This is a genomic window from Pseudomonas sp. FG36 (assembly GCF_057809275.1).
Map to the genome: position 1 here is coordinate 95592 of NZ_JBMDJQ010000010.1, position 24520 is coordinate 120111.

The window sequence follows — 24520 nt, forward strand, 5'->3', positions numbered from 1 at the left end:
ATCTTCGCCGACTATTCAATCCAGAAGCCGCATGCCAAGCGGTCCGCAGACCTACAAGAGAAAGAACAGCGATGACCTCCGTGCAGAGCAGTATCGAGCAGCCGTCCCGGCCGTTGTCCCGCAGTGACTACAAGACTCTCTCGCTGTCCGCCCTGGGCGGTGCCCTGGAGTTTTACGACTTCATCATCTTCGTGTTCTTCGCCACGGTGGTGGGCAAGCTGTTCTTCCCCGCCGACATGCCTGAATGGCTGCGCCTGATGCAGACCTTCGGCATCTTCGCCGCCGGCTACCTGGCCCGGCCATTGGGTGGCATCGTCATGGCCCACTTTGGCGACCTGCTCGGACGCAAGAAGATGTTCACCCTGAGCATTTTCATGATGGCCGTGCCGACCCTGGTGATGGGGCTGCTGCCCACCTATGCGCAGATTGGCCTGTGGGCGCCGATCCTGCTGCTGTTGATGCGGGTTATCCAGGGCGCGGCCATCGGTGGCGAGGTGCCGGGGGCCTGGGTGTTCGTCTCCGAGCACGTGCCGGCGCGCAACACCGGCTATGCCTGCGGCACCCTGACCGCCGGCCTGACCTCGGGCATCCTGCTTGGCTCGCTGGTGGCGACGCTGATCAACACGATCTACAGCCCCGAGGAAGTGGCGGACTACGCCTGGCGTATCCCGTTCCTGCTCGGTGGGGTGTTCGGCTTCTTCGCGGTCTACCTGCGCCGCTGGCTGCATGAGACCCCGGTATTCGCCGAAATGCAGGCGCGCAAGGCCCTGGCCGAAGAGCTGCCACTGCGTGCGGTGCTGCGTGATCATCGTGGCGCGATCATCCTGTCGATGCTGCTCACCTGGCTGCTGTCGGCCGGCATCGTGGTGATCATCCTCATGACCCCGGCATTGCTGCAGAGCCTCTACCACGTCAGCCCCACCGACTCGCTCAAGGCCAATAGCCTGGCCATCGTGCTGCTCAGCCTGGGCTGCGTCGGCGCTGGCAGCCTGGCCGACCGTTTCGGTGCCGGGCGAGTGTTCATCGTCGGCAGCCTGATGCTGCTGGCGTCTTCCTGGGCCTTCTACCACAGCCTGCCGACCCGCCCGGACCTGTTGTTCCCGCTCTATGCGCTGACTGGCCTGTGCGTGGGTATCGTCGGTGCCGTGCCTTACGTGATGGTCAAGGCGTTCCCGCCTGTGGTGCGCTTCAGCGGCCTGTCGTTCTCCTACAACCTCGCCTACGCGATCTTCGGTGGCCTCACGCCGATGGTGGTGACCGCGCTGCTGAAGTTCAGTCCGATGGCACCCGCCTATTACGTGGCGTGCCTGTGCGCCGTTGGTCTGCTGGTGGGCATCTATCTGCTTGCGCGCAAACGCTGAAACCCGCTCTAACTCCCCCTCCGCAACATCCTGTAAAGGCCATCCCGGTTACCGGTGATGGCCTTTCATCCAATTGTCACATTCGAGTCATAGAGTGTTCATGCGGCCTGCAGATACTTGGGCCCGTTCCATCTCACAACCCACGATATTCCTGCTAGGAGCAAGGCATGAAACTGAAGCGTTTGATGGCGGCCCTGACCTTTGCCGCCGCTGGCGTCGCTGCCGCCAATGCGGTCGCCGCTGTCGATCCTGCAATCCCGACCTACACCAAGACCACCGGTGTTTCGGGCAACCTCTCCAGCGTCGGTTCCGACACCCTCGCGAACCTGATGACCCTGTGGGCCGAGGCCTACAAGAAGGAATATCCGAACGTAAATATCCAGATCCAGGCCGCCGGTTCCTCGACCGCGCCACCCGCCCTGACCGAAGGCACCGCCAACCTGGGCCCGATGAGCCGCAAGATGAAGGACGTCGAGCTGCAGGCGTTCGAGCAGAAGTACGGTTACAAGCCGACTGCCATCCCGGTTGCCGTCGACGCCCTGGCCGTGTTCGTGCACAAGGACAACCCGATCAAGGGCCTGACCATGGCCCAGGTCGACGCGATCTTCTCCTCCACCCGTCTGTGCGGTGGCAAAGCCGACGTCAAGACCTGGGGTGACCTGGGCGTGACCGGCGACCTGGCCAACAAGCCAGTTCAGCTGTTCGGCCGTAACTCGGTATCCGGCACCTACGGCTACTTCAAGGAAGAAGCCCTGTGCAAAGGCGACTTCAAGCCTAACGTCAACGAACAGCCTGGCTCGGCTTCGGTCGTGCAGTCGATCAGCTCCTCGCTGAACGGCATCGGCTACTCGGGCATCGGCTACAAGACCGCCAGCGTCAAGACCGTGGCCCTGGCCAAGAAAGAAGGCGGCGCGTTCGTCGAAGACAACGAAGCCAACGCCCTGAACGGTACCTACCCGCTGTCGCGCTTCCTCTACGTCTATGTCAACAAGGCCCCGAACAAGCCTCTGGCCCCGCTGGAAGCCGAGTTCGTCAAGCTGGTGCTGTCGCAGGCCGGCCAGCAAGTTGTCGTGAAGGACGGCTACATCCCGCTGCCAGCCAAGGTGGTCGACAAGACCCTGGCCGACCTGGGCCTGTCCCACGCGGGTAACGTTGCAAAGAAGTAAGTAACTGAGGATGAGGCCGGTGCCAAAGAATGCCGGCCTCCTCCACGAATTCCTTAGTCCGAAGCCAGGGCTCCTGTGCGGCGGGCTTTTTTGCGTCACTGCACTGTCATGTTTTTGTCATACGGGACCGCTAGGGTGTGCGCATGAATGATCTGGCCAACTCCACAATGACCCAAAATTCTCCTCCCGTGCGCATTGACTTCAATACGCCCGAGTTGCAACGCAAGCGCCGCCTGCGCGCCCTCAAGGATCGCCTGACCCGCTGGTACGTCCTGGTGGGCGGGCTCGCCGTGCTGGCGGCGATCACGTTGATCTTCTTCTACCTGGCCTATGTGGTGCTGCCGCTGTTCCAGGGCGCCACGCTTACCAGCAAGAAGGCGCTGGAGCCGACCTGGCTGCAGCAGGACGCCGGTAAACCGCTGCTGATCGCCCTCGAGGAACAGAACCTCGTGGGCATGCGTGTATCCGACAAGGGCCAGGCCCTGTTCTTCGACACCAAGACCGGCAACGAACTGAAGCGCGTCGACCTGCCGCTGCCGGCCGGCGCCCAGGTCAGCTCGATCAGCACCGACCAGCCGGGCAGCCCGCTGGTGGTGGTGGGCCTGTCCAACGGCCAGGCACTGGTGTTCCACCACACCTACAAGATCACCTATCCGGACAACAAGAAGACCATCGAGGCGGGCATCGACTTCCCCTATGGTCAGGACCTGTTCACCCTGGATGACCAAGGCCGCGCGCTGGAGCATGTGAGCGTCAACGTCAACGGCGACACCTTGTTGCTGGCCGGTTCCACCGGTGCGCACCTGCAGGTGATCGAACTGTCGCGTACCGAGAACATGATGACCGACGAGGTCACTGTCGAGCAGAACCGTATCGAACTGCCGCAGATGACCGAGGTGGTGAAGAACATCTTCATCGACCCGCGCCAGCAGTGGCTGTACGTGGTCAACGGTCGCGCCACTGCCGACGTGTTCAGCCTGCGTGACAAGAGCCTCAACGGCCGCTACAAGCTGCTCGAGGACGGCAACGCCGAGATCACCGCGACCGCCCAGCTGGTCGGTGGCATCTCGCTGATCTTCGGTGATTCCAAGGGTGGCCTGAGCCAGTGGTTCATGGCCCGTGACCCCGATGGCGAGTCGCGCTTCAAGTTGATCCGCAGCTTCCAGCTGGGCAAGGCCCCGGTGGTGCAGATCGACGCCGAGGAGCGCCGCAAGGGCTTCATCGCCCTGGACAGCGAAGGCAAGCTCGGCGTGTTCCACAGCACCGCGCACCGCACCCTGCTGGTCGAGCCGGTCGCCGAAGGCGCGGGCATCCTCGCCCTGTCGCCGCGCGCCAACCGCATCATCATCGAGCAAGGCAACAAGCTGCTGCCGCTGAGCCTGAAGAACCCGCACCCGGAAGTCTCGTTCAGCGCGCTGTGGGGCAAGGTCTGGTACGAGAACTACGACGAGCCCAAGTACGTCTGGCAGTCGACCGCCTCGAACACCGACTTCGAACCCAAGCTGAGCCTGTCGCCGCTGACCTTCGGTACGCTCAAGGCCGCGTTCTACGCGATGATCCTGGCCGCACCGCTGGCCATCGCCGCCGCCATCTACACCGCCTACTTCATGGCCCCGGGCATGCGCCGCAAGGTCAAGCCGGTGATCGAGTTGATGGAAGCGATGCCGACGGTGATCCTCGGCTTCTTCGCCGGCCTGTTCCTCGCGCCGTACCTCGAAGGCCACCTGCCGGGCGTGTTCAGCCTGTTCCTGATCATGCCGATCGGTATCCTGCTTGCCGGCTACAGCTGGAGCCGTCTGCCGGAGTCGATCCGCCTGCGCATCCCTGATGGCTGGGAAGCGGCGATCCTGATTCCGGTGATTCTCGTCATCGGCTGGTTCGCCCTGTACATGAGCCCGTTCCTCGAGAGCTGGTTCTTCGATGGCGACATGCGCCTGTGGATCACCAACGATCTGGGGATCACCTATGACCAGCGCAACGCCCTGGTAGTGGGTATCGCCATGGGCTTCGCGGTCATCCCGAACATTTACTCCATCGCCGAGGACGCCGTGTTCAGCGTGCCGCGCAGCCTGACCCTGGGCTCGCTGGCGCTGGGCGCGACGCCATGGCAGACCCTGACCCGCGTGGTCATCCTCACCGCCAGCCCGGGCATCTTCTCGGCGCTGATGATCGGCATGGGCCGTGCGGTAGGTGAGACCATGATCGTGCTGATGGCCACCGGCAACACCCCGGTGATGGAGCTGAACCTGTTCGAGGGCATGCGCACCTTGGCCGCCAACGTGGCCGTGGAAATGCCCGAATCGGAAGTCGGCGGCAGCCACTATCGTGTGCTGTTCCTCGCCGCCCTCGTGCTGCTGTTGTTCACCTTCGTGATGAACACCCTGGCCGAGCTGATTCGCCAGCGCCTGCGCAAGAAATACTCGTCGCTTTGATAGAAAGGTAGAGATCCGTGAAAAAGGATTCCCTCAAAGGCTGGTTCAAGAGCGGCGCCCCCGGCGTCTGGATCAGTGGCGGCGCGGTGGCCATGGCGGTCATCATGACCGTCGGCCTGCTGGCCGTGATCGCCGTGCGCGGCCTGGGCCACTTCTGGCCGGCCGACCTGGTCCAGGCCACCTACAAGGTGCCGGACCAGGCTGACCACATCGTCATCGGTGAGGTGGTGCAGAAGGAAGAAGTGCCCCGCGAACGCCTCAAGGGTGCCGGCCTGCCGGTGCCCGACCAAGGCCCGGAGTTCATGACCCGCGAGCTGATCAAGGTGGGCAACCGCGACCTCAACGGCAGCGACTTCACCTGGGTGGTCGGCGAGTGGCTGGTCGACCAGCAGAAACCTGCCGACCTGATTGCCCTGGAGCGCCGCGAATGGGGCAACTTCTACGGCTATCTAGTCAGCGTCAAGGAAGAAGGCCGCGTGGTCGCTCAGGGGCCGGAAGCCTGGAACGAGCTGCAGGCCCGCCTCAAGCGCGCCAGCCAGCTCAACGACCAGCTTGTGAAGCTCGAGAAGAAGGACATCGGTGCCATCAACCATGGCCTGGAGCGCCTGCGCCTGCACAGCCGCAAGCTGGAACTGGACGGCAAGCTCGACGCCGCCGCCCAGGCCGACATGGACGCCGAGCGCGCCGAGCTGAACAACCGCTACAAGGCCATCGAAGAGCGCCTCAACGGCTTGCATCAGGAGTTCGCCCGCGACAGCCTGGTAGCCCGCGACGGCAACGGCCGCGAAGTGGAGATCAACCTGAGCAAGGTGGTCCACGCCATCCAGCCGAACGCCATGTCCGGCTTTACCAAGATGGGCGCCTACTTCGCCAAGGTGTGGGAGTTCCTCAGCGACGACCCGCGTGAGGCCAACACCGAAGGCGGTATCTTCCCGGCCATCTTCGGCACCGTGATGATGACCCTGATCATGGCGGTGATCGTCACCCCGTTCGGCGTGCTGGCTGCCGTCTACCTGCGTGAATACGCCAGGCAGGGCCCGGTGACCCGGTTGATCCGCATCGCCGTGAACAACCTCGCCGGCGTCCCGGCGATCGTCTACGGCGTGTTTGGCCTGGGCTTCTTCGTCTACGTGCTGGGCGGCTCCATCGACCGGCTGTTCTTCCCCGAATCGCTGCCGGCACCTACGCTGGGTACGCCGGGCCTGCTGTGGGCTTCGCTGACCCTGGCGCTGCTGGCCGTGCCGGTGGTGATCGTGGCCACCGAGGAAGGCCTGGCGCGTATTCCGCGCACTGTTCGCGAAGGCTCGCTGGCCCTGGGCGCGACCAAGGCCGAGACGCTGTGGAAGATTGTCCTGCCGATGGCCAGCCCGGCCATGATGACCGGCATGATCCTCGCCGTGGCCCGCGCCGCCGGCGAAGTGGCCCCGCTGATGCTGGTGGGTGTGGTGAAGCTGGCGCCATCGCTGCCGGTGGACGGCAACTACCCGTACTTGCACCTGGACCAGAAGATCATGCACCTGGGCTTCCACATCTATGACGTCGGCTTCCAGAGCCCCAACGTCGAGGCCGCGCGGCCGCTGGTGTACGCCACCGCGCTGCTGCTGGTGCTGGTGATCGCCACCCTCAACCTCTCGGCGGTGTGGATCCGTAACCACCTGCGCGAGAAGTACAAGGCCCTGGACCACTGATCCTGATTGCAAGCGTGCCGCCCGGATGCCGGGCGGCCCTTTGAAACGAATTGATAGCGTATGGAGTTGACCATGCAGCATGAATCCCACGCCCACGGCATCGACATGTCGGCCCTGGGCCGCGACAAGCAGAGCCTGCGCCTGGCTGAAGAGACCGTGGCCATCGAAGTACCCGGCCTGTCCCTGTTCTACGGCGACAAGCAAGCACTGTTCGACGTCAGCATGAACATCCCCAAGCAGCGCGTGACCGCCTTCATCGGCCCGTCCGGCTGCGGCAAGTCCACGCTGCTGCGCACCTTCAACCGCATGAACGACCTGGTCGACGGCTGCCGTGTCGAAGGCGCCATCAACCTGTACGGCAACAACATCTACCGCAAGGGCGAGGACGTGGCCGAGCTGCGTCGCCGCGTGGGCATGGTGTTCCAGAAGCCCAACCCGTTCCCCAAGACCATCTACGAGAACGTGGTCTACGGCCTGCGTATCCAGGGCATCAACAAGAAGCGCGTGCTCGACGAGGCCGTCGAGTGGGCGCTGAAGGGCGCGGCCCTGTGGGATGAGGTCAAGGACCGCCTGCACGAGTCGGCGCTGGGCCTGTCTGGTGGCCAGCAGCAGCGCCTGGTGATCGCCCGTACCATTGCCGTTGAGCCGGAAGTGCTGTTGCTCGACGAGCCGTGCTCGGCACTGGACCCGATCTCGACGCTGAAGGTCGAAGAGCTGATCTACGAACTGAAATCCAAGTACACCATCGTCATCGTGACCCACAACATGCAGCAGGCGGCCCGTGTTTCGGACTACACCGCCTTCATGTACATGGGCAAACTGGTCGAATTCGGTGATACCGACACCCTGTTCACCAACCCGGCGAAGAAGCAGACCGAAGACTACATCACCGGTCGCTACGGCTAAGGCCGGCAAGGTAGGAACGCCAGGGAACGACACGAACGACTTGAAGCCTGCAGCTGCTTCGCGGAGCGAAACGATGATCAACAAAGAAAGCCTTACCCACCACATCTCCCAGCAGTTCAACGCCGAGCTCGAGGAGGTGCGCAGCCACCTGCTGGCCATGGGCGGGCTGGTGGAGAAACAGGTGAACGACGCCGTCACCGCGCTGATCGAGGCCGACTCGGGCCTTGCCCAGCAGGTACGTGAAGTCGACGAACAGATCAACCAGATGGAGCGCAACATCGACGAGGAGTGCGTGCGCATCCTCGCCCGTCGCCAGCCGGCGGCCTCCGACCTGCGCCTGATCATCAGCATCTCCAAGTCGGTGATCGACCTCGAGCGCATCGGTGACGAATCGACCAAGATCGCCCGCCGTGCCATCCAGCTGTGCGAGGAAGGCGAGTCGCCGCGTGGTTATGTCGAGGTGCGCCATATCGGCGACCAGGTGCGCAACATGGTCCGCGACGCGCTGGACGCCTTCGCCCGCTTCGACGCCGACCTGGCGCTGTCGGTGGCCCAGTACGACAAGACCATCGACCGCGAGTACAAGACGGCGCTGCGCGAGCTGGTCACCTACATGATGGAAGATCCGCGCTCGATCTCCCGCGTGTTGAGCGTGATCTGGGCCCTGCGTTCGCTGGAGCGCATCGGCGACCACGCACGTAACATCTCCGAGTTGGTGATCTACCTGGTACGTGGTACCGACGTGCGCCACATGGGCCTCAAGCGCATGAAGGCCGAGGTGCAGGGCGAAGCGTTCGATGAGGGCGAAATCGCTAATGTTCCGGCTGAACCGGACGATAAATAGGATTGCTCCCGAGCATGAACGCCCGGCAACCGCCGGGCGTTTTCGTTTGCGGTCGAGCACCAGCAGGCACCCGCGAACCGTGTGAGAAGTCCCGGCGTGACCAGTGGTTTGGCAAATGGCCATCAGTCGGCGGTATGCTAGCCGGGATCAAGAGGAGTATCGATGAGTAAAGTGAATGTGCTGGTCGTGGATGATGCCCCGTTCATCCGCGATCTGGTAAGGAAGTGCCTGCGCAATGCCTTCCCCGGCATGGTGATCGAGGACGCGGTCAACGGTCGCAAGGCCATGGCCATGCTGAGCAAGGAACGTTTCGACCTGGTCCTGTGCGACTGGGAAATGCCGGAGATGTCCGGCCTCGAACTGCTGACCTGGTGCCGTCAGCAGGAAGAGATGAAGACCATGCAGTTCATCATGGTGACCAGCCGTGGCGACAAGGAGAACGTGATCCAGGCCATTCAGGCCGGCGTTTCCGACTTCGTCGGCAAGCCGTTCACCAATGAGCAGCTGCTGACCAAGGTGAAGAAGTCGCTGACCAAGATCGGCAAGCTCGACAGCCTGATGTCCAGCGCGCCGGCGCGGGTCAACTCGGCGTTCGCCAATGACTCGCTCAGCGCCCTGACCGGTGGTCGCCCGGAGGCGGCCAAGGTAACCGCTCCCGCCGCTGCGCCCGTGGCAGCAGCGGCCAAGCCTCTGATCAACGCCCCCACGCCGAAGACTGCCGCTGCGGCGGCCCAGGCTGGTCGTGGCCAGGGCCAGCTGCGCCTGTCCAGTGGAACCCAGCCGTGCATGATCAAGGCCCTGAGCCTCAAGGAAGCCCTGCTGGTGGTGCGCCGCGGCACCAACCTGCCACAGGTGCTCGAAGGTGCGGTGCTGGACCTGGAGCAAGGCGAGAATGCCGAAACCGCGCGCCTGAACGGCTACCTGCACGCCATTGCGGCGCTGGAGCCCAAGCCTGAGAGCGACTGGCTGCAGCTGACCTTCAAGTTCGTCGACCAGGATGCGCAGAAACTCGATTACCTGTCGCGGCTGATCGCCCGCGGCACGGCGCAGAAGCATTTCACGCCTGGCGCCTGATGGCCGCTTGAGCACCGCGTCGGAGCGGATGTAGTGGGAGCGGGCTTGCCCCCTCCCACGTTACATTTCCGGCATCCCGACCAACTGTCATATCCCTCTCAAATCCGGCTGCTAGGCTTCGACAGAACACAACTGTCAAAAAGCCACCATCATGCCGCCCTCCCGACTGCTGCTGTTCTGTGCCTTGCTCACGGCCTCGGCGTCGAGCCTGGGCATGACCATCTACAAGACCACCGATACCTATGGCGTGGTTTCCTATTCCGACCGACCCAGCGTGGGCGCCAAGGTTTTCGTGTTCCGCGAACCCATGGTCGAGCGCCTGGACGGCCAGGTGCGGCTGAAGACCGAGGATTTTGCCGGTGGCGTGCGTTTTGTCGCGCGCAACGAGCTGTTCGTGCCCATGGAAGTTGAACTGCGTGTGGAGCGCCTGGCCAATGCCCAGGGCGGTAACGCCTCGCGCATCGTCCGGCGCCTGGTGCCACCGCGCTCGAACCTGATCCTCAGCGTGGTGCAGGCTCGCCAAGGGGCTCGCCTCAAGTACGACACCAAGTTCCGCTACGCCATGGGCGACCCGGGCCAGCGCCCGCAGGGCTACCGTTATCCGTTCCCCTGGAAGGGCGGGCCGTTCCGCCTGAGCCAGGGCCCCAACGGCCGTTTCAGCCACTTCGGGCCCAAGGGCCGCTACGCCATGGATATCGCCATGCCCGAAGGCACGCCGATCATCGCGGCACGCGGTGGAGTGGTGGTGAAGATCGAGAACAACCAGAGCGGGCGGGGCAACAATCCGGCGGGCAATTTCGTCAGGATCCTGCACCCGGACGGCACCATGGGCGTTTACCTGCACCTGATGCGCGGCTCGGTGGTGGTAGGCGAGGGGCAGCGGGTTGCACAGGGGCAGCCATTGGCCAAATCGGGCAACACCGGCAACAGCAGCGGGCCGCACCTGCATTTCGTGGTGCAGCGCAATGTGGGGCTGGCGCTGGAGTCGATCCCGTATCAGTTCGACCGGCCGATTGGCGGGTTGCCGGACTTTACCGCAGGGAATCCATGACGCATTGCGGATCAAGCCCGCGCCCACGGAAGTAGGCGCGGGCTCTCGGGTCAATCGAGCTTGAGCACCTTGGCCAGCACGATCTTCGGCCCTTTCATCTTCTTGATGATGATGCGCAGGCCTTCGACCTCCAGCACTTCCTCTTCCTCGGGGACGCGCTTGAGGGTCTCGTAGACCAGACCGGCCAGGGTTTCCGCCTCGATATGATCAAGATCGACGCCCAGCAGGCGCTCTACCTTGAACAGCGGCGTATCACCGCGCACCAGCAACTTGCCCGGCTGGTAGGCGAGGATGCCGCGCTCGGTCTTGCGGTGTTCGTCCTGGATATCGCCCACCAGCACTTCCAGCACGTCTTCCATGGTCAGGTAGCCGATCACCTTGCCATCGGCTTCCTCGACCAGCACGAAGTGCGCACCACCCTTGCGGAACTGCTCCAGCAGCTGGGCCAGCGGCATGTGTCGGGACACCCGCTCCAGTGGGCGGGCGAGGTCTGCAAGGTCGATGGTTTGTGGCAAGTGGTCGAGCTCTGCAAGCTCCAGCAGCAGGTCCTTGATGTGCAGCAGGCCGGTGAATTCCTCGCGCTCGGCGTCATACACCGGGTAGCGGCTGAACTTGTGACGGCGCAGCAGGGCGAGGATTTCCTTCAACGGCGCATGGGCATCGATGCTGACCATGTCCTCGCGGGAGTTGGCCCAGTCGACCACCTCCAGCTCGCCCATCTCCACCGCCGAGGCCAGCACGCGCATGCCCTGGTCGCTTGGATCCTGGCCACGGCTGGAGTGCAGGATCAGCTTGAGCTCCTCGCGGCTGTAGTGATGCTCGTGGTGCGGCCCGGGCTCGCCTTGGCCGGCGATGCGCAGGATGGTGTTGGCGCTGGCGTTGAGCAGGTAGATCGCCGGGTACATCGCCCAGTAGAACAGGTACAGCGGCACGGCGGTCCACAGCGACAGCAGCTCGGGCTTGCGGATCGCCCACGACTTGGGCGCCAGCTCGCCGACCACGATGTGCAGGTAGGAGATCACGAAGAAGGCGACGAAGAACGATATGGCCTTGATCAGCTCCGGGCTGTCCACGCCGACATAGGCCAGCAGCGGCTCGAGCAGGTGGGCGAACGCCGGCTCGCCGACCCAGCCCAGGCCCAGGGAGGCGAGGGTGATGCCGAGCTGGCAGGCCGAGAGGTAGGCGTCGAGCTGGTTGTGCACCTTGCGCAGGATGCTGCCACGCCAGCCATGCAGCTCGGCGATGGATTCGACGCGGGTGGAGCGCAGCTTGACCATGGCGAACTCGGCGGCCACGAAGAAGCCGTTGAGCAGCACCAGGAACAAGGCAAAGAGAATCATGCCGAAGTCGGCGAACAACGAGGTGAGGCTGATACCAGGGGAAGGGTCCATGATGGGGTTTTTACGGGGTCCGTCTTTGAAAGGGAGAAAAAAAGTGCCAGCGATGGCTGGCACGGGGGATCCAATGTAGCGGCTGAAGCCGCAAAAGCAAAGGGCTGCAAAGCAGCCCCGGTAATGTCAGGCTTTACTTGCGACCAACTGCGCCGGCGCAAAGTGGCAGGTAAAGGTGCTGCCATGCCCCGGCACGCTGCTGATTTCCAGGTGTGCGCGATGGCGCATCAGCACGTGCTTGACTATCGCCAGGCCCAGCCCGGTGCCGCCGGTGTTGGAGGCGCGGCTGGAGTCGACGCGGTAGAAGCGTTCGGTCAGGCGTGGCAGGTGCTTGGCCTCGATACCGACCCCCGAGTCCTGCACGCTGAGGTGCGCGCCCTGGTCGTCGGCCCACCAGCGAATGCGGATATTGCCCTCATCCTGGGTGTACTTGACCGCGTTGAACACCAGATTGGAGAACGCGCTGCGCAGTTCCGACTCGCTGCCCTTGAGGCGTATGCCAGGCGTTGCCTCCAGGCTGATCCGCTGGTTGCGCGGTCCGGACAGGGCCTGGGCGTCGTTCTTGATGGCGGTGAGCAGGGTGTCGACCAGCACCGGCTGGTTGTCAGAGGGATAATCGGTGGCTTCGAGCTTGGCCAACAGCAACAGGTCGTTGAGCAGGGTCTGCATGCGTGAGCCTTGCGCGCTCATCTGCTGCAAGGCTCGGCTCCAGCGTGGGTTCACGTCCTCGACGTTGTCCAGCAGCGTCTCCAGGTAGCCGGTGATCACCGTCAGCGGCGTGCGCAGCTCGTGGGAAACGTTGGCGACGAAGTCCTTGCGCATCTGTTCCAGCTGGTGGATGCGGGTCACGTCGCGCACCAGCATCAGATGTTCGTTGTTGCCGTAGCGGGTAAGGTGCAGTTGCACACGCAGGCGGTCGTTGATCGGCGACGGGATTTCCAGCGGTTCGGCGTAGTTCTCCGACTCGAAGTACTCCTTGAAGCGCGGGTGGCGCACCAGGTTGGTCACCGGCTGGCCGCCGTCCTGCGGGGTCTTGAAGCCCAGCAGGGTCTCGGCGGCGCGGTTCCACCATTCCAGGTTGCCGTCGCTGTCGAGCATGATCACCGCATCGCGCAGCGCGGCGGTGGACTCCTGGACCCGGTCGATCACCGCCTGCAGGCGGCCACGTACGCGCTGGTCGCGGCGCTGCAGGTGATAGATGCTGTCGAACACTTCGCCCCACAGGCCGTAGCCATCGGGTGGCGCTTCATCGGGTTGATGATTGCGCAGCCAGTCGTGCAGGCGCAGCAACTGCTTCAGTGTCCAGCCCAGGTAGAAGGCCAGGCCGATGGCCAGGCTCCAGCCATAGTACCCGCTGACCAGCCCGCCGATCAGGCAGACGGTGATCAGCAGGAGCATGTGGCGAATCAGGGTCGCGTGCCAGTTCTGGTTCAATTGACAGTCCTTGTACAGCGGGCGCTGGGGCTTCGATCAGCTTTTGGTCGAGAAGCGATAGCCAGTGCCGCGGACGGTTTGTACCAGATTTTCGTAGGCTTCACCCAGTGCCTTGCGCAGGCGGCGGATGTGCACGTCGACGGTGCGCTCCTCGACATAGACGTTGCCGCCCCAGACCTGGTCGAGCAACTGGCCGCGGGTGTAGGCGCGCTCCTGGTGAGTCATGAAGAACTGCAGCAGGCGGTACTCGGTGGGGCCCATCTCGGCCGGCTTGCCGTCGATGGTCACGCGGTGGCTGATCGGGTCGAGCAGCAGGCCGCCGACTTCGATCGGCGCTTCGCTGTCGCTTGGGCCGGTGCGGCGCAGCACGGCCTTGAGGCGCGCCACCAGTTCACGGGGCGAGAACGGCTTGGTGATGTAGTCGTCGGCGCCGACTTCCAGGCCCTGGATCTTGTTGTCCTCTTCACCCTTGGCGGTGAGCATGATGATCGGGATGTCGCCGGTCAGCTCGTCACGCTTGAGGCGGCGGGCCAGTTCGATGCCGGAGGTGCCCGGCAGCATCCAGTCGAGCAGGATCAGGTCCGGCTTGCGGTCGACGATGATGGCGTGGGCCTGTTGCGAGTTCTCGGCCTCGAGGCAGTCATAGCCGGCCATTTCCAATGCAACGGCGATCATCTCGCGGATAGGCGCTTCGTCGTCAACGATCAGAATGTTTCTGCCAACCATGCTCAATTACCTCTCCCAGGAACGATGTCTTGGCCCGCATTAGATAACGGAATTATTGCAGCTGTGTGACAGGGCGTGGGCGGTTCTGGCGACATTGCGTGACTGGACTAGGCTACAAGGGGCCGCGAGGGCGGCCGCGAACACTCAATCCACCCCTGAAACAATGGTGATTCCAATGACACGACATACGCTGAGCTGGATGGCCCTTTGCGCTGCGCTGGCAGTGCCGGGGGTGGCGTCGGCTCATCACGCCATGGAGAAGGATGGCATGTGGGTCGACCACGATGGCATGACGCTGTACACCTTTGACAAGGACGCTGGAGGCAAGTCCATGTGCAATGGCGAGTGCGCCAAGAATTGGCCGCCGTTGATGGTGAAGAAGGACGACGAGGCGCCGAAGGACAAGTGGACTCACGTCACCCGTGACGATGGCTCGATGCAGTGGGCCTATGACGGCAAGCCGCTGTACACCTTCGTCAAGGACAAGAAGGCCGGAGAGACCACCGGTGATGGCATGAAGGATGTCTGGCACATCGCCAAGCCTTGATGCACCAGGCGTGGGAGCGCCGCACCGCCGCTCCCACCATTGGCCTGCACAATTTCAGCGCAGCGCGTAGTCCAGCACCACACCAATGAAGATCAACAGCCCCGCCCAGTGGTTGTGCAGGAACGCCTTGAAGCACGAGTCGCGGTCCAGCTTGCGCGTCGACCAGAACTCCCAGGCGAAGCATACCGCCGCCGCCAGCAGCCCCAGGTGGAACCAGCCACCCAGTTCGAAGCGGTTGCCCGCCAGGAGCAGGCAGCCCAGAGACAGCAGCTGCAGGCTCAGGATGATCACCCGGTCGGCCTCGCCGAACAGGATGGCGGTGGATTTCACGCCGATCTTCAGGTCGTCGTCACGGTCGACCATGGCGTAGTAGGTGTCATACCCCACCGTCCACAGCAGGTTGGCGATGTACAGCAGCCAGGCGCTGGCCGGCAGCTCGCCACCCGCGGCGGTGAAGGCCATCGGGATACCCCAGGAATACGCCGCGCCCAGCACCACCTGCGGGTAGTAGGTGTAGCGCTTCATGAACGGGTAGCAGAAGGCCAGGGCGACCGCGCCGAACGACAGCCACACCGTGGTGGCGTTGGTGCACAGCACCAGCAGGAAGCTCACTCCCACCAGCAGGGCGAACAGCACCAGCGCTTCGCGGGGCTTCACCCGGCCGCTGGCCAGTGGCCGGTCGGCGGTGCGCTTGACGTGGCCGTCCACCTTGCGGTCGGCGAAATCGTTGATGCAGCAGCCGGCGGCACGCATCAGCACCACGCCGAGGCCGAAGATCAGCACGTTGGCCAGGGTCGGCGAGCCGTTGCCGGCAATCCACACCGCCGACAGCGTCGGCCACAGCAGCAGGTAGATGCCGATGGGGCGGTCCATGCGGCTCAGCTGGATGAAGTCCCAGGCGCGCGGGTGCAGGCGGTTGAGCGATTTGAGCATTTGCAGGTACATCAGCGGTTTTCCTCCTTGGCCGCGTGCCACAGGGCGGGCAGGAACACCTCGGCCACCAGCAGGTCGAGGCCGGCGCGCTCGAAGCGCGAGCGCCGTCCCCACAGCCCGGCGCTGGCGACCTCGGCGGGCAGCCAGTCCTGTGGATAACTGCACACTTCGATAGGGTGGCGGACAAACGCCTGGTCGCAGAACAGTAGCTCGCCCAGCGAGCGGCTGCCCAGGGTCTCCAGGTCGAGCCCCCCGCGCTCCAGCGCTGTGCGGCTGGCGACGCTGCGGGCGAATACCCACGGCTGGCCATGGCCGCGCAGGTAGACCTCGCGCACCCAGCCCTGCGCGCCAGGCCGCAGGCCCAACGCGGCGCATTCATCGTCACGCAGTGGCTGCCAGCCCTCGAACAAAGGGGTGACGCTGAAGTGGTCATGGGAAAGACCGGTCAGGCGACGGGTCAGGGAGCCTTCGTCGAACAGCCAGTCCAGGGTCGGCTGGTCGGGCAGGGGCGCCAGTTGCGGATACGCCAGCCACGCGACAGCGGCTGCTTGCGGGGTTTCGTACGGCACGTCGGTATGCTTGATACAGGCCAGAGAGGCGGCGAGCTTAGCATGATTGCCGTCCTGGCTTGCATACTGCCAGCAGGCCCAGTACAAAAGCCGACCAGAGATTGCACGGTGGTCACTTGCAGGCGCGGGCGTGCCCCGCGACCCGGCCACCAGCTGCAACGCGCCAATAAGCCTGACCGAGGAACAGCACCTGATGAAGAAGTGGCAATGTATTGTCTGTGGCCTTATCTATGACGAAGCCGACGGCTGGCCGGACGACGGCATCGCCCCCGGCACCCGCTGGGAAGACGTGCCGGAAGACTGGCTGTGCCCTGATTGCGGCGTAGGCAAGAGTGACTTCGAAATGATCGCCATTGGCTGATCGCAACCCTGGCTTGAACAAGGAACGCACGACATGACGTCCCCCGTGGTGATCATTGGTACCGGCCTTGCCGGCTATAACCTGGCGCGAGAGTTTCGCAAGCTGGACGGCGACACGCCGCTGCTGCTGATCACCGCCGACGACGGCCGCTCCTATTCCAAGCCGATGTTGTCCACCGGCTTTGCCAAACAGAAGGACGCCGACGGCCTGTGCATGGCCGAACCGGGCGCCATGGCCGAGCAGCTCAAGGCCGAGATCCGCACCCACACCCGTATCAGCGGTATCGACCCAGGCCACAAGCGCCTGTGGATCGGCGAGGAAGCGGTGGAATACCGTGACCTGGTACTGGCCTGGGGCGCGCAGACCGTGCAAGTACCCGTGGAAGGCGATGCGGGCGAGCTGGTCTTCCCGATCAACGACCTTGAGGACTACGCACGGTTTCGTGTCGCTGCCGCAGGCAAGCAACGGGTGCTGATCCTCGGCGCCGGCCTGATCGGCTGCGAATTCGCCAACGACCTCACCTTGGGCGGCCTGCAGTGCGAGGTCGTGGCGCCGTGCGAACAGGTAATGCCGACCTTGCTGCACCCGGCGGCGGCCGCCGCCGTGCAGGCGGGCCTGGAAGGGTTGGGGGTGCGTTTCCATCTTGGCCCGGTGCTGACCCGCCTGCAACGTTCGGGGGCGGCTGTGGAGGCGCACCTGTCCGACGGCAGCGTCATTCCTTGCGACCTGGTGGTGTCTGCGATCGGCTTGCGCCCGCGTACCGACATGGCGGCGGCAGCGGGTCTGCAGGTCAACCGCGGGGTGGTGGTGGATCGCCAGCTGCGTACTTCTCACGCCAACATCTTCGCCCTGGGCGACTGCGCCGAGGTCGATGGCATCAACCTGCTGTACGTCATGCCCTTGATGACCTGCGCCCGCGCCTTGGCCCAGACCTTGGCCGGCAACCCCACTGCAGTGGCCTATGGCCCGATGCCGGTCACCGTGAAGACGCCGGCCTGCCCGCTGGTGGTGTCCCCGGTGCCGGCAGGCCACGAGGGCACCTGGGTGGTGGAAGGTAGCGGTGGCGACCTGAAAGTGCTCTGCCATGGCGCCGATGGCCAGTTGCTGGGCTACGCCCTGACCGGCGGCGCGGTCATGGAGAAACTGGCGTTGAATCGCCAGTTGCCACCCTTGATGGCGTAAATAGCGGGCGTTCTGTCGGAATTATCCTGTTCTTGCCGCGACAATGGCCGCCCAGATACTGGCGCGGCCCCGGTCGGCGTGCCATCCTCACTGGCGTCTGCCGCAGCCTAGAGCCTGCGGTGCCTTGAACGCTGCTCCCTTCGGCAGCACGGCATAACAACAAGAAATCCCGTCAAAGAGGCTTCACTATGCGTAAACCAGAACTCGCCGCCGTCATCGCCGAAAAGGCCGATCTGACCAAGGAAAAGGCCAACCAGGTCCTCAACGCGATTCTCGACAGCATCACCGGCGCACTCGACAAGGACACCGTCACCCTGGTCGGCTTCGGCACCTTCGAAAAACGCCATCGCGGCGCTCGCACCGGCAAGAACCCGCAAACCGGCGAGCCGGTCAAGATCAAGGCCAGCAACACTGTCGCCTTCAAACCGGGCAAGGGCCTGCGTGACAGCGTCAACGCACCGGCCAAGCCTGCCAAGAAAAAGTGATCGACAAGCCATCGAGACGGGCGCCTTAAGGCGCCCGTTGTGTTTCTGGTAAGCAAATGCGGCGAACTTGCATAAACAGGGCGATAAACGGATAAACTGCGCGACTCAGTCATTTTTCACTCGAGGCGCGTTGATGAAGTTTCGTTTTCTTCTCTGGGCCATGGGCTTGCTGATGGCCAAGGCCAGCCGCAACAACCCGGCGTTCCAGCAGCAGCTGCAGGACAAGGACCTGGTCTTCCAGATGCAGACGCTCGACGGCAAGGTTGCCCGGCACTTCATCGTCAAGGACCTGCGCATCAGCAGCAAGGGCGGCCTGCACCCGCAGCCGGCGTTCGCCATTGCCTTCAAGGATGCCGCGTATGGCTTTGCCACGCTGCAGGCCGGTAACAAGCAGCTGGCGTTCATGCAGGGGATTCAGGAGAAGAACATCCAGATCAAGGGCAATCCGGCGCTGGTGATCTGGTTCCAGGGCTTGATGAAGTACCTGAAACCGAAGAAAAAAAAGGGCTGAGATCGCTGGGGCTGCTTCGCAGCCCATCGCTGCGGTTCGTCGCCACGACAAGCCAGCTCCCACAAAGAGCGGACTGGCCGACAAAAAGGGGCGCTAGGCGCCCCCACCACATCAATGCGGCGCGTGGAACTGCGACGCCAGCTCGCGTAGCAACGCCTCGGCCTCCAGCACCTTGTTCACCACCTCTTCGGCCTTGTCCCGGGTCAGCCCCAGGCGCTCGAGCAGGGCATCCGGGATCTCGTCCTTCGGCCCCGAGCCGATCCCCCGGGCGCGTAGCAGGCGCGTCGCCAGGCACACCAGGTTGGGGAACGCCGCATAATCGCTGTCGTACGCCGGATCGTGCTGGAAGCGCAGGGCTGTGGACAGTTCATCGGGCATGTCCCACAGCTTCATCAGCCAGGCACCGATCTGTTCACGGCTGATCCCCAGCAAGTGCTGCTCCACATAGCTGTGGCACAGGTGCGGGTTGACCTCCAGATGACGGCAGATCAGCGAGAAATGCGGAGGGAAGACATGGGCCAGCAGCAGATAGCCGAAGTTGTGCAGCAGCCCGGCCAGGTAGGTAAGGCCTGCTTCCGGGCGTTCGGCGCGCGGCATGGCACGGGTCAGACCCTCGATTACGGCAGCGGTATAGATCGACTGCTGCCAATACGGCGTGGCCTGTTGCGGGTGGTCCTTGGGCAGGCTCAGGGTCTTGCCCAGGGCCAGGCCCAACGCCAGGTTGATCACCAGGTCGAAGCCCAGTACCCGCACGATGGCGTCTTCCACCGAGCGGATCTTGCCGGGTGACGCGTAGTAGGGCGATGCCGCCCAGCTGACGACCTGCGCAGCCAGGGCCGGGTCGGTTTCGACCACGCCGGTGATGTCGTCGATGCTGGCATTGGGGTCGACACGCAGCTTGATGATCTTCTGCGCGGTGTCGGCCAGCGGCGGAATCTCGATGGTCTGCTCCAGGCGTTGCTGGATGCGCCGGGCGGTGAAGGCCTGGACTGCGCGAATGACTTCCTTGGGAGGGCCGTCCAACTGATCGAAACTGAGGCGAATATCGCTGATTGGCTGGCCGAAGGTGCTGGCGCTGGCCTTGATCAGCATCTTCTTGAAAGCCGTCCGGCCGATTTCCAGGAGCAGCCCGGCTTCACCGGACTGGATCAGCAGGGTTTCATTGTCGAGCAGGCTCTTTTCGTACTGGCACGGCGAGCTGGTCAGCGCGGGAATGGCGGGCAGGGCCTTGAGGTGATGCTTGTCGAGCATCTGCTTCAAGCGCTCCAGCGGCACGGCCTTGAGCTTGCGTCCGGTCAGTTCCTCGAGGCGCTTGAGGTCCAGCAACTGGCTTTGCGGGAACAGCACCATCAAGGCACCGATCTCGTCATCGAGCAGCACGGCCTGAACGCGCGAGTTGGCCGGCAGCCCCGGGTGCTCGGGGACCTCGCGGAAGCTGACGCCGAGCTTTTCGAGCAACAGCCGGATGACAGACGGTGCGTGTAGGGTTGCGGTATCCAGGGCAACTTCAGTCATGGCCTGTATCCAATCATTTCTGTAAACGCGAAGTATAACCAGCCTGGCCGCCAAGCTGGATCCATAATGGGACGGGCGTCACACCTGGCCATATTGTTGGCCGTGGCGCAACCAGCGGTCGAGTAGCGGGCTGACGTGGTCGGGCCAGCGTGCCAGGAGGGCCTGGGCGGCATCGCGCACCGCCGGCAACAGGTCGGCATCGCGCATCAGGTCGGCGACCTTGAACTGTAGCAGGCCGGTCTGGCGGGTCCCGAGCATTTCGCCTGGGCCACGCAACTCCAGGTCCTTCTCTGCTATGACGAAACCATCGTTGGTTTCCCGCATGATACCCAGGCGTTCGCGGCCGATCTGCGAAAGTGGCGGGTGGTAGAGCAGCACACAATGGCTTGCCGCGCTGCCCCTGCCGACCCGGCCGCGCAGCTGGTGCAGCTGGGCCAGGCCCAGGCGCTCGGGGTTCTCGATGATCATCAAGCTGGCATTGGGTACGTCGACGCCGACCTCGATCACCGTGGTGGCGACCAGCAGTTGCAGCTCGCCGGCCTTGAACTCGGCCATCACCGCAGCCTTTTCCGCGGGCTTCATGCGCCCGTGGATCAGGCCCACGCGCAGTTCGCCCAAGGCGCTGCCCAACTCCTCGAAGGTGCTTTCGGCTGCCTGGCAGGTCAGTTCCTCGGACTCTTCGATCAAGGTGCACACCCAGTAGGCCTGACGACCTTCGGCACAGGCGGCGCGGACCCGCTCGACCACCTCGAAACGACGGCTGTCGGCGACCAGCACGGTGTTCACCGGTGTACGACCGGGCGGCAATTCGTCGAGGACCGAGGTGTCCAGGTCGGCGTAGGCGCTCATGGCCAGGGTGCGTGGGATCGGGGTGGCGGTCATGATCAACTGGTGCGGGCACAGTTGGCCCATGACGCCTTTCTTGCGCAGGGCCAGGCGCTGTTGCACGCCGAAACGGTGTTGTTCGTCGATGATCGCCAGGGCCAGGTGCTTGAACTGTACCTCGTCCTGGAACAGCGCATGGGTACCGACCACCATCGGCGCGCCATTGGCGATCTGCTCCAGGGCGCTGGCGCGGGCCTTGCCCTTGAGCTTGCCGGCCAGCCAGGCGACTTCGATGCCCAGCGGCTCGAGCCAGCGTTTGAAGGTGATGAAATGCTGCTCGGCGAGGATCTCGGTGGGGGCCATCAGCGCCACCTGGTAACCGGCTTCCAGGGCCTGCAGCGCCGCCAGGGCGGCGACCACGGTCTTGCCAGCGCCCACGTCACCCTGTACCAGGCGCATCATCGGTTCGGGTTGACTGAGGTCGTAGGCGATCTCGTTACCGACGCGCTGCTGGGCACCGGTTGGATTGAAGCCGAGGTTGGCCAGGTACTGGGCCGGCAGGCGGGTGGCCTTGGGCAGTACCGGCGCACGCAGGCTGCGCTGGCTTTCCCGCAGGCGCTGCTGGGAGAGCTGGTGGGTCAGCAGTTCCTCGAAGGCCAGGCGGTGCTGGGCCCAGTGATGGCCCTCGGCAAGCTCGTCCAGATCGGCATCGGCCGGCGGGTTGTGCAGGTAGCGGATGGCATCGCTCAATGGCGCCAACTGGTAGTCGCGGGCCAGTTGGTCGGGCAGCCAGTCGGGCAGGCTGCGCGGGCCGAGCAAGCCCAGACTCTGCTGGCACAGCAGGCGCAGGCGCTGCTGGGTGAGGCCTTCGGTGGTCGGGTAGATCGGCGTCAGCGTCTGTTCGACCGGCGGCGGTGCTTCGTCGCCGTTCAGCGCCCGGTATTCCGGGTGGTAGATTTCCAGCCCCGAGGCACCGGGGCGCGCTTCGCCATAGCAACGCAGGTGGGTGCCACGCTTGAGGCCTTCCTTCTGCGCATTGCTGAAATGGTAGAAGCGCAAGCTCAGCGTGCCGCTGCCATCGCCCAGGCGCACCACGAGACTGCGACGCTTGCCCATGGTCACGTCAGCGCCGCTGACCACGCCCTCGATCACCGCGTCCTGGCCGGGACGCAGCTGGCCAATGGGCACCACACGGGTGCGGTCCTGGTAGCGCAACGGCAGGTGGAACAGCATGTCCTGCAGGTTCTCCAGGCCGACCTTGGCGAGTTTCTCTGCCATGGCTTCACCAACACCCTTGAGCGTGGTGACCGGGACGTTCGACAGCTCGGTCATGGGCTCAGGCCGGTTGTTCCACGGGTGGCTTGGCCACCGAGCAGAGACGGATCGAGTCGGCGAGGATCTCGATGGCCTTCGGCCGCGGGAAGCTGGCGCGCCAGGCGATGGCCACGGTGCGGAACGGCGCGGGCGCGGTCAGCGGGCGAACTTCGATGACGCCCGGCGCGTAATGATGGCTGTGCACCGCCGACAGCGGCAGGATCGAGACGCCCAGGCCGGAAGCGACCATGTGGCGGATGGTTTCCAGCGAGCTGGATTCGACCGTGGTGTGCTTGGAAGCTTCGCCGCCCTTGTTCAGGGTCGGGCAGGCTTCCAGCACCTGGTCGCGGAAACAATGCCCCTCGCCCAGCAGCAGCAGGCTCTTGTCGTTGAGCATGGCGGTGTCGATGGTGTCCTTGGCGGTCCACGGGTGGTCGGCCGGCATCAGCGCACAGAACGGTTCGTCGTACAACGGCAGGGTCAGCACGTCGGCCTCATTGAACGGCAGGGCGATGATCACCGCGTCCAGTTCGCCATTGCGCAGCTTCTCGCGCAGCACGTGGGTGAAGTTCTCTTCGATGTACAGCGGCATCTGCGGCGCCACGCGGTGCAGTTGCGGGATCAAGTGCGGGAAGAGATACGGGCCGACGGTGTAGATGGCGCCAACCTTGAGCGGGGCAGTCAGCTGGTTCTTGCCGGCCTGGGCCAGTTCGCGGATGCCCTGAGCCTGTTCCAGCACCTTCTGCGCCTGGGCGACGATGCTCTCGCCGACTGGCGTTAGGCGCACCGCGCTCTTGCTGCGCTCGAAGATCAGCACGCCGAGTTCGTCCTCGAGCTTCTTCACGCCCACCGAAAGGGTCGGCTGGCTGACGTGGCAACGCTCGGCCGCGTGGCCGAAGTGCTGCTCTTGCGCGAGGGTGACGATGTAGCGAAGTTCGGTGAGGGTCATAACGTGCGTCCATGAAGTTGCGGCCCCAGCATAGCGGCTGCAATCGATAGACGCACGTTATCAGACTTGCCGTTTTGTGACAGAAACAAAAACGTCAGCGTCGGTCCAGCGAGTAGACGAACGGCGCAACCACTTCGATCGTGCCATTGTTCAGCAACTCCGCCGGAGGCTTGGGTACCGTGCCGGCACGGCGGATCATCTCCAGCGTGGCCCGGTCCAGCGCCGCGCTACCCGAACCACCGGCCAGCGTGTACGACACCACCTTGCCTTCGGCGTCGACCACGAAGCGCAGGCGGTTGATGCCCTGCAACCCACGGCGGCGAGCGTCCTCGGGGTACTTCTTGTACTTGGCCAGGTGACGCAGCAGGTCACTCTGCCAGCTCGGCAGGGCATTGCTGTTGGACGCGATGCTTGGCTGCGGCGCCGCCGACTTCTGCGGTGGCGTGTTGCTGGGCGGTGTATCCGCCACATCGTCCTTGGCCGGCGGTTCGTCCTTCGGCGGCTCCAGTTTTTTCTCAGGCTTGGGCGGCTGTGGCTTGGCCTTGGGCTTGGGCGGCTTGGGGATGGCGATCTTCGGCTTCGGCGCCTCTGCCAGCTTGGGCAACGGCGGCTCCTCGATCGGCGTCGGCGGTTTCGGGGCGGCCTTGGGCGGTGGCGGTGGCGCGGGCTCTGGCAGTGGTGCCAGCTCGACCATCATCGCTGCCGGCGGCAACTCGAGGGCCTGGGGCACCGACCAGTTGAGCGTCAGCAGCACGGCGACCGCGTGCACACCCAGCACGATCGCCAGGCTGCCACCGTAGCGCGCCATGTTTGAGCGCGTTTTCGTCATTTCTTGGCTGCCGTCTCGAGTCCGACCAGGCCGACCTTGAGGTAGCCGGCGGCGCGCATGGTGTTCATCACTTCCATCAGGTCGCCGTAGTCGACGCCCTTGTCAGCCTGGAAGAAGATGGTGGTTTCCTTGTCGCCCTTGGTCTTGGCGTCGAGCATGGCGCCAAGCTGGTCGCGCTGGGCCACCTCGTCGTCGCCGAGGTAGAGCTTCTTGTCGGCCTTGACGCTGACGAACACCGGCTTCTCGGGCCTCGGCGCCGGCTTGGCGGTCGAGGCGGGCAGGTCGACCTTGATGTCGACCGTGGCCAAGGGTGCCGCGACCATGAAGATGATCAGCAGCACCAGCATCACGTCGATGAACGGCGTGACGTTGATTTCGTGGTTCTCGGCGAGGTCGTCGCCACCTTCGTTGAGATGCAGGCCCATGG

The 24520-nt window shown here is 64.2% G+C and carries 23 protein-coding genes; 13 read left to right on the top strand and 10 right to left on the bottom strand.

The genetic code is table 11. The features are described 5' to 3' along the window. The first annotated feature begins 71 nt into the window (after nucleotides 1–71). From ACODS9_RS10535 to ACODS9_RS10570, 8 genes are all read left to right on the top strand, one after another. Nucleotides 72–1361: an MFS transporter gene (locus tag ACODS9_RS10535; protein WP_023629869.1), complete on the top strand. Its 1290-nt coding sequence runs from the start codon at nucleotides 72–74 to the stop codon at nucleotides 1359–1361. Between the two features lie 167 nt (nucleotides 1362–1528). After that, nucleotides 1529–2527, top strand: coding sequence for a phosphate ABC transporter substrate-binding protein PstS (locus tag ACODS9_RS10540; RefSeq protein ID WP_023629870.1), 999 nt, complete (start codon nucleotides 1529–1531; stop codon nucleotides 2525–2527). 143 nt (nucleotides 2528–2670) lie between these two features. Beyond that, nucleotides 2671–4959 (top strand): ABC transporter permease subunit, encoded by a 2289-nt coding sequence (locus ACODS9_RS10545; RefSeq protein WP_367857464.1) that lies wholly within the window; start codon nucleotides 2671–2673, stop codon nucleotides 4957–4959. Between the two features lie 17 nt (nucleotides 4960–4976). Further along, complete coding sequence (gene pstA, locus ACODS9_RS10550) at nucleotides 4977–6647, top strand: phosphate ABC transporter permease PstA (RefSeq protein WP_489093871.1); 1671 nt, start codon at nucleotides 4977–4979, stop codon at nucleotides 6645–6647. 72 nt (nucleotides 6648–6719) lie between these two features. Then, a complete protein-coding gene (gene pstB / locus ACODS9_RS10555; RefSeq protein WP_031315066.1) occupies nucleotides 6720–7553 on the top strand; it encodes a phosphate ABC transporter ATP-binding protein PstB in 834 nt (277 codons plus the stop codon). A 73-nt stretch (nucleotides 7554–7626) separates the two neighbouring features. Beyond that, a complete protein-coding gene (gene phoU, locus ACODS9_RS10560; protein WP_023630537.1) occupies nucleotides 7627–8397 on the top strand; it encodes a phosphate signaling complex protein PhoU in 771 nt (256 codons plus the stop codon). Between the two features lie 162 nt (nucleotides 8398–8559). Beyond that, nucleotides 8560–9471 (top strand): response regulator, encoded by a 912-nt coding sequence (locus ACODS9_RS10565; protein WP_489093872.1) that lies wholly within the window; start codon nucleotides 8560–8562, stop codon nucleotides 9469–9471. 151 nt (nucleotides 9472–9622) lie between these two features. After that, entirely contained in the window at nucleotides 9623–10522 is a 900-nt protein-coding gene (locus tag ACODS9_RS10570) for a peptidoglycan DD-metalloendopeptidase family protein (RefSeq protein WP_489093873.1), read from the top strand. 50 nt (nucleotides 10523–10572) lie between these two features. Here ACODS9_RS10570 and ACODS9_RS10575 read toward each other — a convergent pair whose 3' ends face one another. The 3 genes from ACODS9_RS10575 to phoB form a co-directional block, all read right to left on the bottom strand. Next, complete coding sequence (locus ACODS9_RS10575; protein ID WP_046857605.1) at nucleotides 10573–11913, bottom strand: hemolysin family protein; 1341 nt, start codon at nucleotides 11911–11913, stop codon at nucleotides 10573–10575. Between the two features lie 126 nt (nucleotides 11914–12039). Then, nucleotides 12040–13311 (bottom strand): phosphate regulon sensor histidine kinase PhoR, encoded by a 1272-nt coding sequence (phoR, locus tag ACODS9_RS10580; RefSeq protein WP_489093886.1) that lies wholly within the window; start codon nucleotides 13309–13311, stop codon nucleotides 12040–12042. 72 nt (nucleotides 13312–13383) lie between these two features. Beyond that, complete coding sequence (gene phoB / locus ACODS9_RS10585) at nucleotides 13384–14073, bottom strand: phosphate regulon transcriptional regulator PhoB (protein ID WP_003253341.1); 690 nt, start codon at nucleotides 14071–14073, stop codon at nucleotides 13384–13386. Between the two features lie 175 nt (nucleotides 14074–14248). Between phoB and ACODS9_RS10590 the strand changes: the two genes are divergently transcribed. Next, entirely contained in the window at nucleotides 14249–14620 is a 372-nt protein-coding gene (locus ACODS9_RS10590; protein WP_486977249.1) for a COG4315 family predicted lipoprotein, read from the top strand. 54 nt (nucleotides 14621–14674) lie between these two features. On the opposite strand, the gene ubiA is transcribed toward ACODS9_RS10590, so the two are convergent. Further along, nucleotides 14675–15565 carry a 4-hydroxybenzoate octaprenyltransferase gene (ubiA, locus tag ACODS9_RS10595; protein ID WP_489093874.1) on the bottom strand — a complete coding sequence of 297 codons (891 nt, stop codon included), beginning with the start codon at nucleotides 15563–15565 and terminating at the stop codon, nucleotides 14675–14677. Beyond that, nucleotides 15565–16122, bottom strand: coding sequence for a chorismate--pyruvate lyase family protein (locus ACODS9_RS10600; protein WP_367857461.1), 558 nt, complete (start codon nucleotides 16120–16122; stop codon nucleotides 15565–15567). The genes ubiA and ACODS9_RS10600 overlap by 1 nt, the downstream gene beginning before the upstream one ends. Before the next feature lie 193 nt (nucleotides 16123–16315). Between ACODS9_RS10600 and ACODS9_RS10605 the strand changes: the two genes are divergently transcribed. From ACODS9_RS10605 to ACODS9_RS10620, 4 genes are all read left to right on the top strand, one after another. After that, nucleotides 16316–16483, top strand: coding sequence for a rubredoxin (locus ACODS9_RS10605; RefSeq protein ID WP_023532601.1), 168 nt, complete (start codon nucleotides 16316–16318; stop codon nucleotides 16481–16483). A gap of 33 nt (nucleotides 16484–16516) precedes the next feature. Then, a complete protein-coding gene (locus ACODS9_RS10610) occupies nucleotides 16517–17665 on the top strand; it encodes an NAD(P)/FAD-dependent oxidoreductase (RefSeq protein WP_401107961.1) in 1149 nt (382 codons plus the stop codon). Nucleotides 17666–17853: 188 nt separating this feature from the next. After that, nucleotides 17854–18150: an HU family DNA-binding protein gene (locus ACODS9_RS10615; RefSeq protein ID WP_046857600.1), complete on the top strand. Its 297-nt coding sequence runs from the start codon at nucleotides 17854–17856 to the stop codon at nucleotides 18148–18150. 133 nt (nucleotides 18151–18283) lie between these two features. After that, nucleotides 18284–18661: a helicase gene (locus tag ACODS9_RS10620; RefSeq protein WP_198755103.1), complete on the top strand. Its 378-nt coding sequence runs from the start codon at nucleotides 18284–18286 to the stop codon at nucleotides 18659–18661. A 111-nt stretch (nucleotides 18662–18772) separates the two neighbouring features. Here the strand turns inward: ACODS9_RS10620 and ACODS9_RS10625 are convergent, their stop codons facing one another. The 5 genes from ACODS9_RS10625 to exbD form a co-directional block, all read right to left on the bottom strand. Further along, nucleotides 18773–20176 carry an aminoacyl-tRNA deacylase and HDOD domain-containing protein gene (locus tag ACODS9_RS10625; RefSeq protein ID WP_489093875.1) on the bottom strand — a complete coding sequence of 468 codons (1404 nt, stop codon included), beginning with the start codon at nucleotides 20174–20176 and terminating at the stop codon, nucleotides 18773–18775. Nucleotides 20177–20254: 78 nt separating this feature from the next. Further along, a complete protein-coding gene (gene recG / locus ACODS9_RS10630; protein WP_367857459.1) occupies nucleotides 20255–22333 on the bottom strand; it encodes an ATP-dependent DNA helicase RecG in 2079 nt (692 codons plus the stop codon). A 4-nt stretch (nucleotides 22334–22337) separates the two neighbouring features. Beyond that, nucleotides 22338–23264, bottom strand: a complete 927-nt coding sequence (locus ACODS9_RS10635) for a hydrogen peroxide-inducible genes activator (RefSeq protein WP_102684588.1) — start codon at nucleotides 23262–23264, stop codon at nucleotides 22338–22340. Between the two features lie 94 nt (nucleotides 23265–23358). Next, nucleotides 23359–24093, bottom strand: coding sequence for an energy transducer TonB (locus ACODS9_RS10640; protein ID WP_046857596.1), 735 nt, complete (start codon nucleotides 24091–24093; stop codon nucleotides 23359–23361). Next, on the bottom strand, nucleotides 24090–24518 hold the full coding sequence (exbD, locus tag ACODS9_RS10645) for a TonB system transport protein ExbD (protein WP_023632733.1): 429 nt from the start codon (nucleotides 24516–24518) through the stop codon (nucleotides 24090–24092). Before exbD ends, ACODS9_RS10640 begins: the two co-directional genes overlap by 4 nt. Between the last annotated feature and the right edge of the window lie 2 nt (nucleotides 24519–24520).

What these genes read in the sequence shown, in the direction of transcription:
- ACODS9_RS10535 (WP_023629869.1), top strand. Translation starts at nt 72, where the DNA reads ATGACCTCCGTGCAGAGCAGTATCGAGCAGCCGTCCCGGCCGTTGTCC.
- ACODS9_RS10540 (WP_023629870.1), top strand. Translation starts at nt 1,529, where the DNA reads ATGAAACTGAAGCGTTTGATGGCGGCCCTGACCTTTGCCGCCGCTGGC.
- ACODS9_RS10545 (WP_367857464.1), top strand. Translation starts at nt 2,671, where the DNA reads ATGAATGATCTGGCCAACTCCACAATGACCCAAAATTCTCCTCCCGTG.
- pstB (WP_031315066.1), top strand. Translation starts at nt 6,720, where the DNA reads ATGCAGCATGAATCCCACGCCCACGGCATCGACATGTCGGCCCTGGGC.
- phoU (WP_023630537.1), top strand. Translation starts at nt 7,627, where the DNA reads ATGATCAACAAAGAAAGCCTTACCCACCACATCTCCCAGCAGTTCAAC.
- ACODS9_RS10565 (WP_489093872.1), top strand. Translation starts at nt 8,560, where the DNA reads ATGAGTAAAGTGAATGTGCTGGTCGTGGATGATGCCCCGTTCATCCGC.
- ACODS9_RS10570 (WP_489093873.1), top strand. Translation starts at nt 9,623, where the DNA reads ATGCCGCCCTCCCGACTGCTGCTGTTCTGTGCCTTGCTCACGGCCTCG.
- ACODS9_RS10575 (WP_046857605.1), bottom strand. Translation starts at nt 11,913, where the DNA reads ATGGACCCTTCCCCTGGTATCAGCCTCACCTCGTTGTTCGCCGACTTC.
- phoR (WP_489093886.1), bottom strand. Translation starts at nt 13,311, where the DNA reads ATGCTCCTGCTGATCACCGTCTGCCTGATCGGCGGGCTGGTCAGCGGG.
- phoB (WP_003253341.1), bottom strand. Translation starts at nt 14,073, where the DNA reads ATGGTTGGCAGAAACATTCTGATCGTTGACGACGAAGCGCCTATCCGC.
- ACODS9_RS10590 (WP_486977249.1), top strand. Translation starts at nt 14,249, where the DNA reads ATGACACGACATACGCTGAGCTGGATGGCCCTTTGCGCTGCGCTGGCA.
- ubiA (WP_489093874.1), bottom strand. Translation starts at nt 15,565, where the DNA reads ATGTACCTGCAAATGCTCAAATCGCTCAACCGCCTGCACCCGCGCGCC.
- ACODS9_RS10605 (WP_023532601.1), top strand. Translation starts at nt 16,316, where the DNA reads ATGAAGAAGTGGCAATGTATTGTCTGTGGCCTTATCTATGACGAAGCC.
- ACODS9_RS10610 (WP_401107961.1), top strand. Translation starts at nt 16,517, where the DNA reads ATGACGTCCCCCGTGGTGATCATTGGTACCGGCCTTGCCGGCTATAAC.
- ACODS9_RS10615 (WP_046857600.1), top strand. Translation starts at nt 17,854, where the DNA reads ATGCGTAAACCAGAACTCGCCGCCGTCATCGCCGAAAAGGCCGATCTG.
- ACODS9_RS10620 (WP_198755103.1), top strand. Translation starts at nt 18,284, where the DNA reads ATGAAGTTTCGTTTTCTTCTCTGGGCCATGGGCTTGCTGATGGCCAAG.
- ACODS9_RS10625 (WP_489093875.1), bottom strand. Translation starts at nt 20,176, where the DNA reads ATGACTGAAGTTGCCCTGGATACCGCAACCCTACACGCACCGTCTGTC.
- recG (WP_367857459.1), bottom strand. Translation starts at nt 22,333, where the DNA reads ATGACCGAGCTGTCGAACGTCCCGGTCACCACGCTCAAGGGTGTTGGT.
- ACODS9_RS10635 (WP_102684588.1), bottom strand. Translation starts at nt 23,264, where the DNA reads ATGACCCTCACCGAACTTCGCTACATCGTCACCCTCGCGCAAGAGCAG.
- ACODS9_RS10640 (WP_046857596.1), bottom strand. Translation starts at nt 24,093, where the DNA reads ATGACGAAAACGCGCTCAAACATGGCGCGCTACGGTGGCAGCCTGGCG.
- exbD (WP_023632733.1), bottom strand. Translation starts at nt 24,518, where the DNA reads ATGGGCCTGCATCTCAACGAAGGTGGCGACGACCTCGCCGAGAACCAC.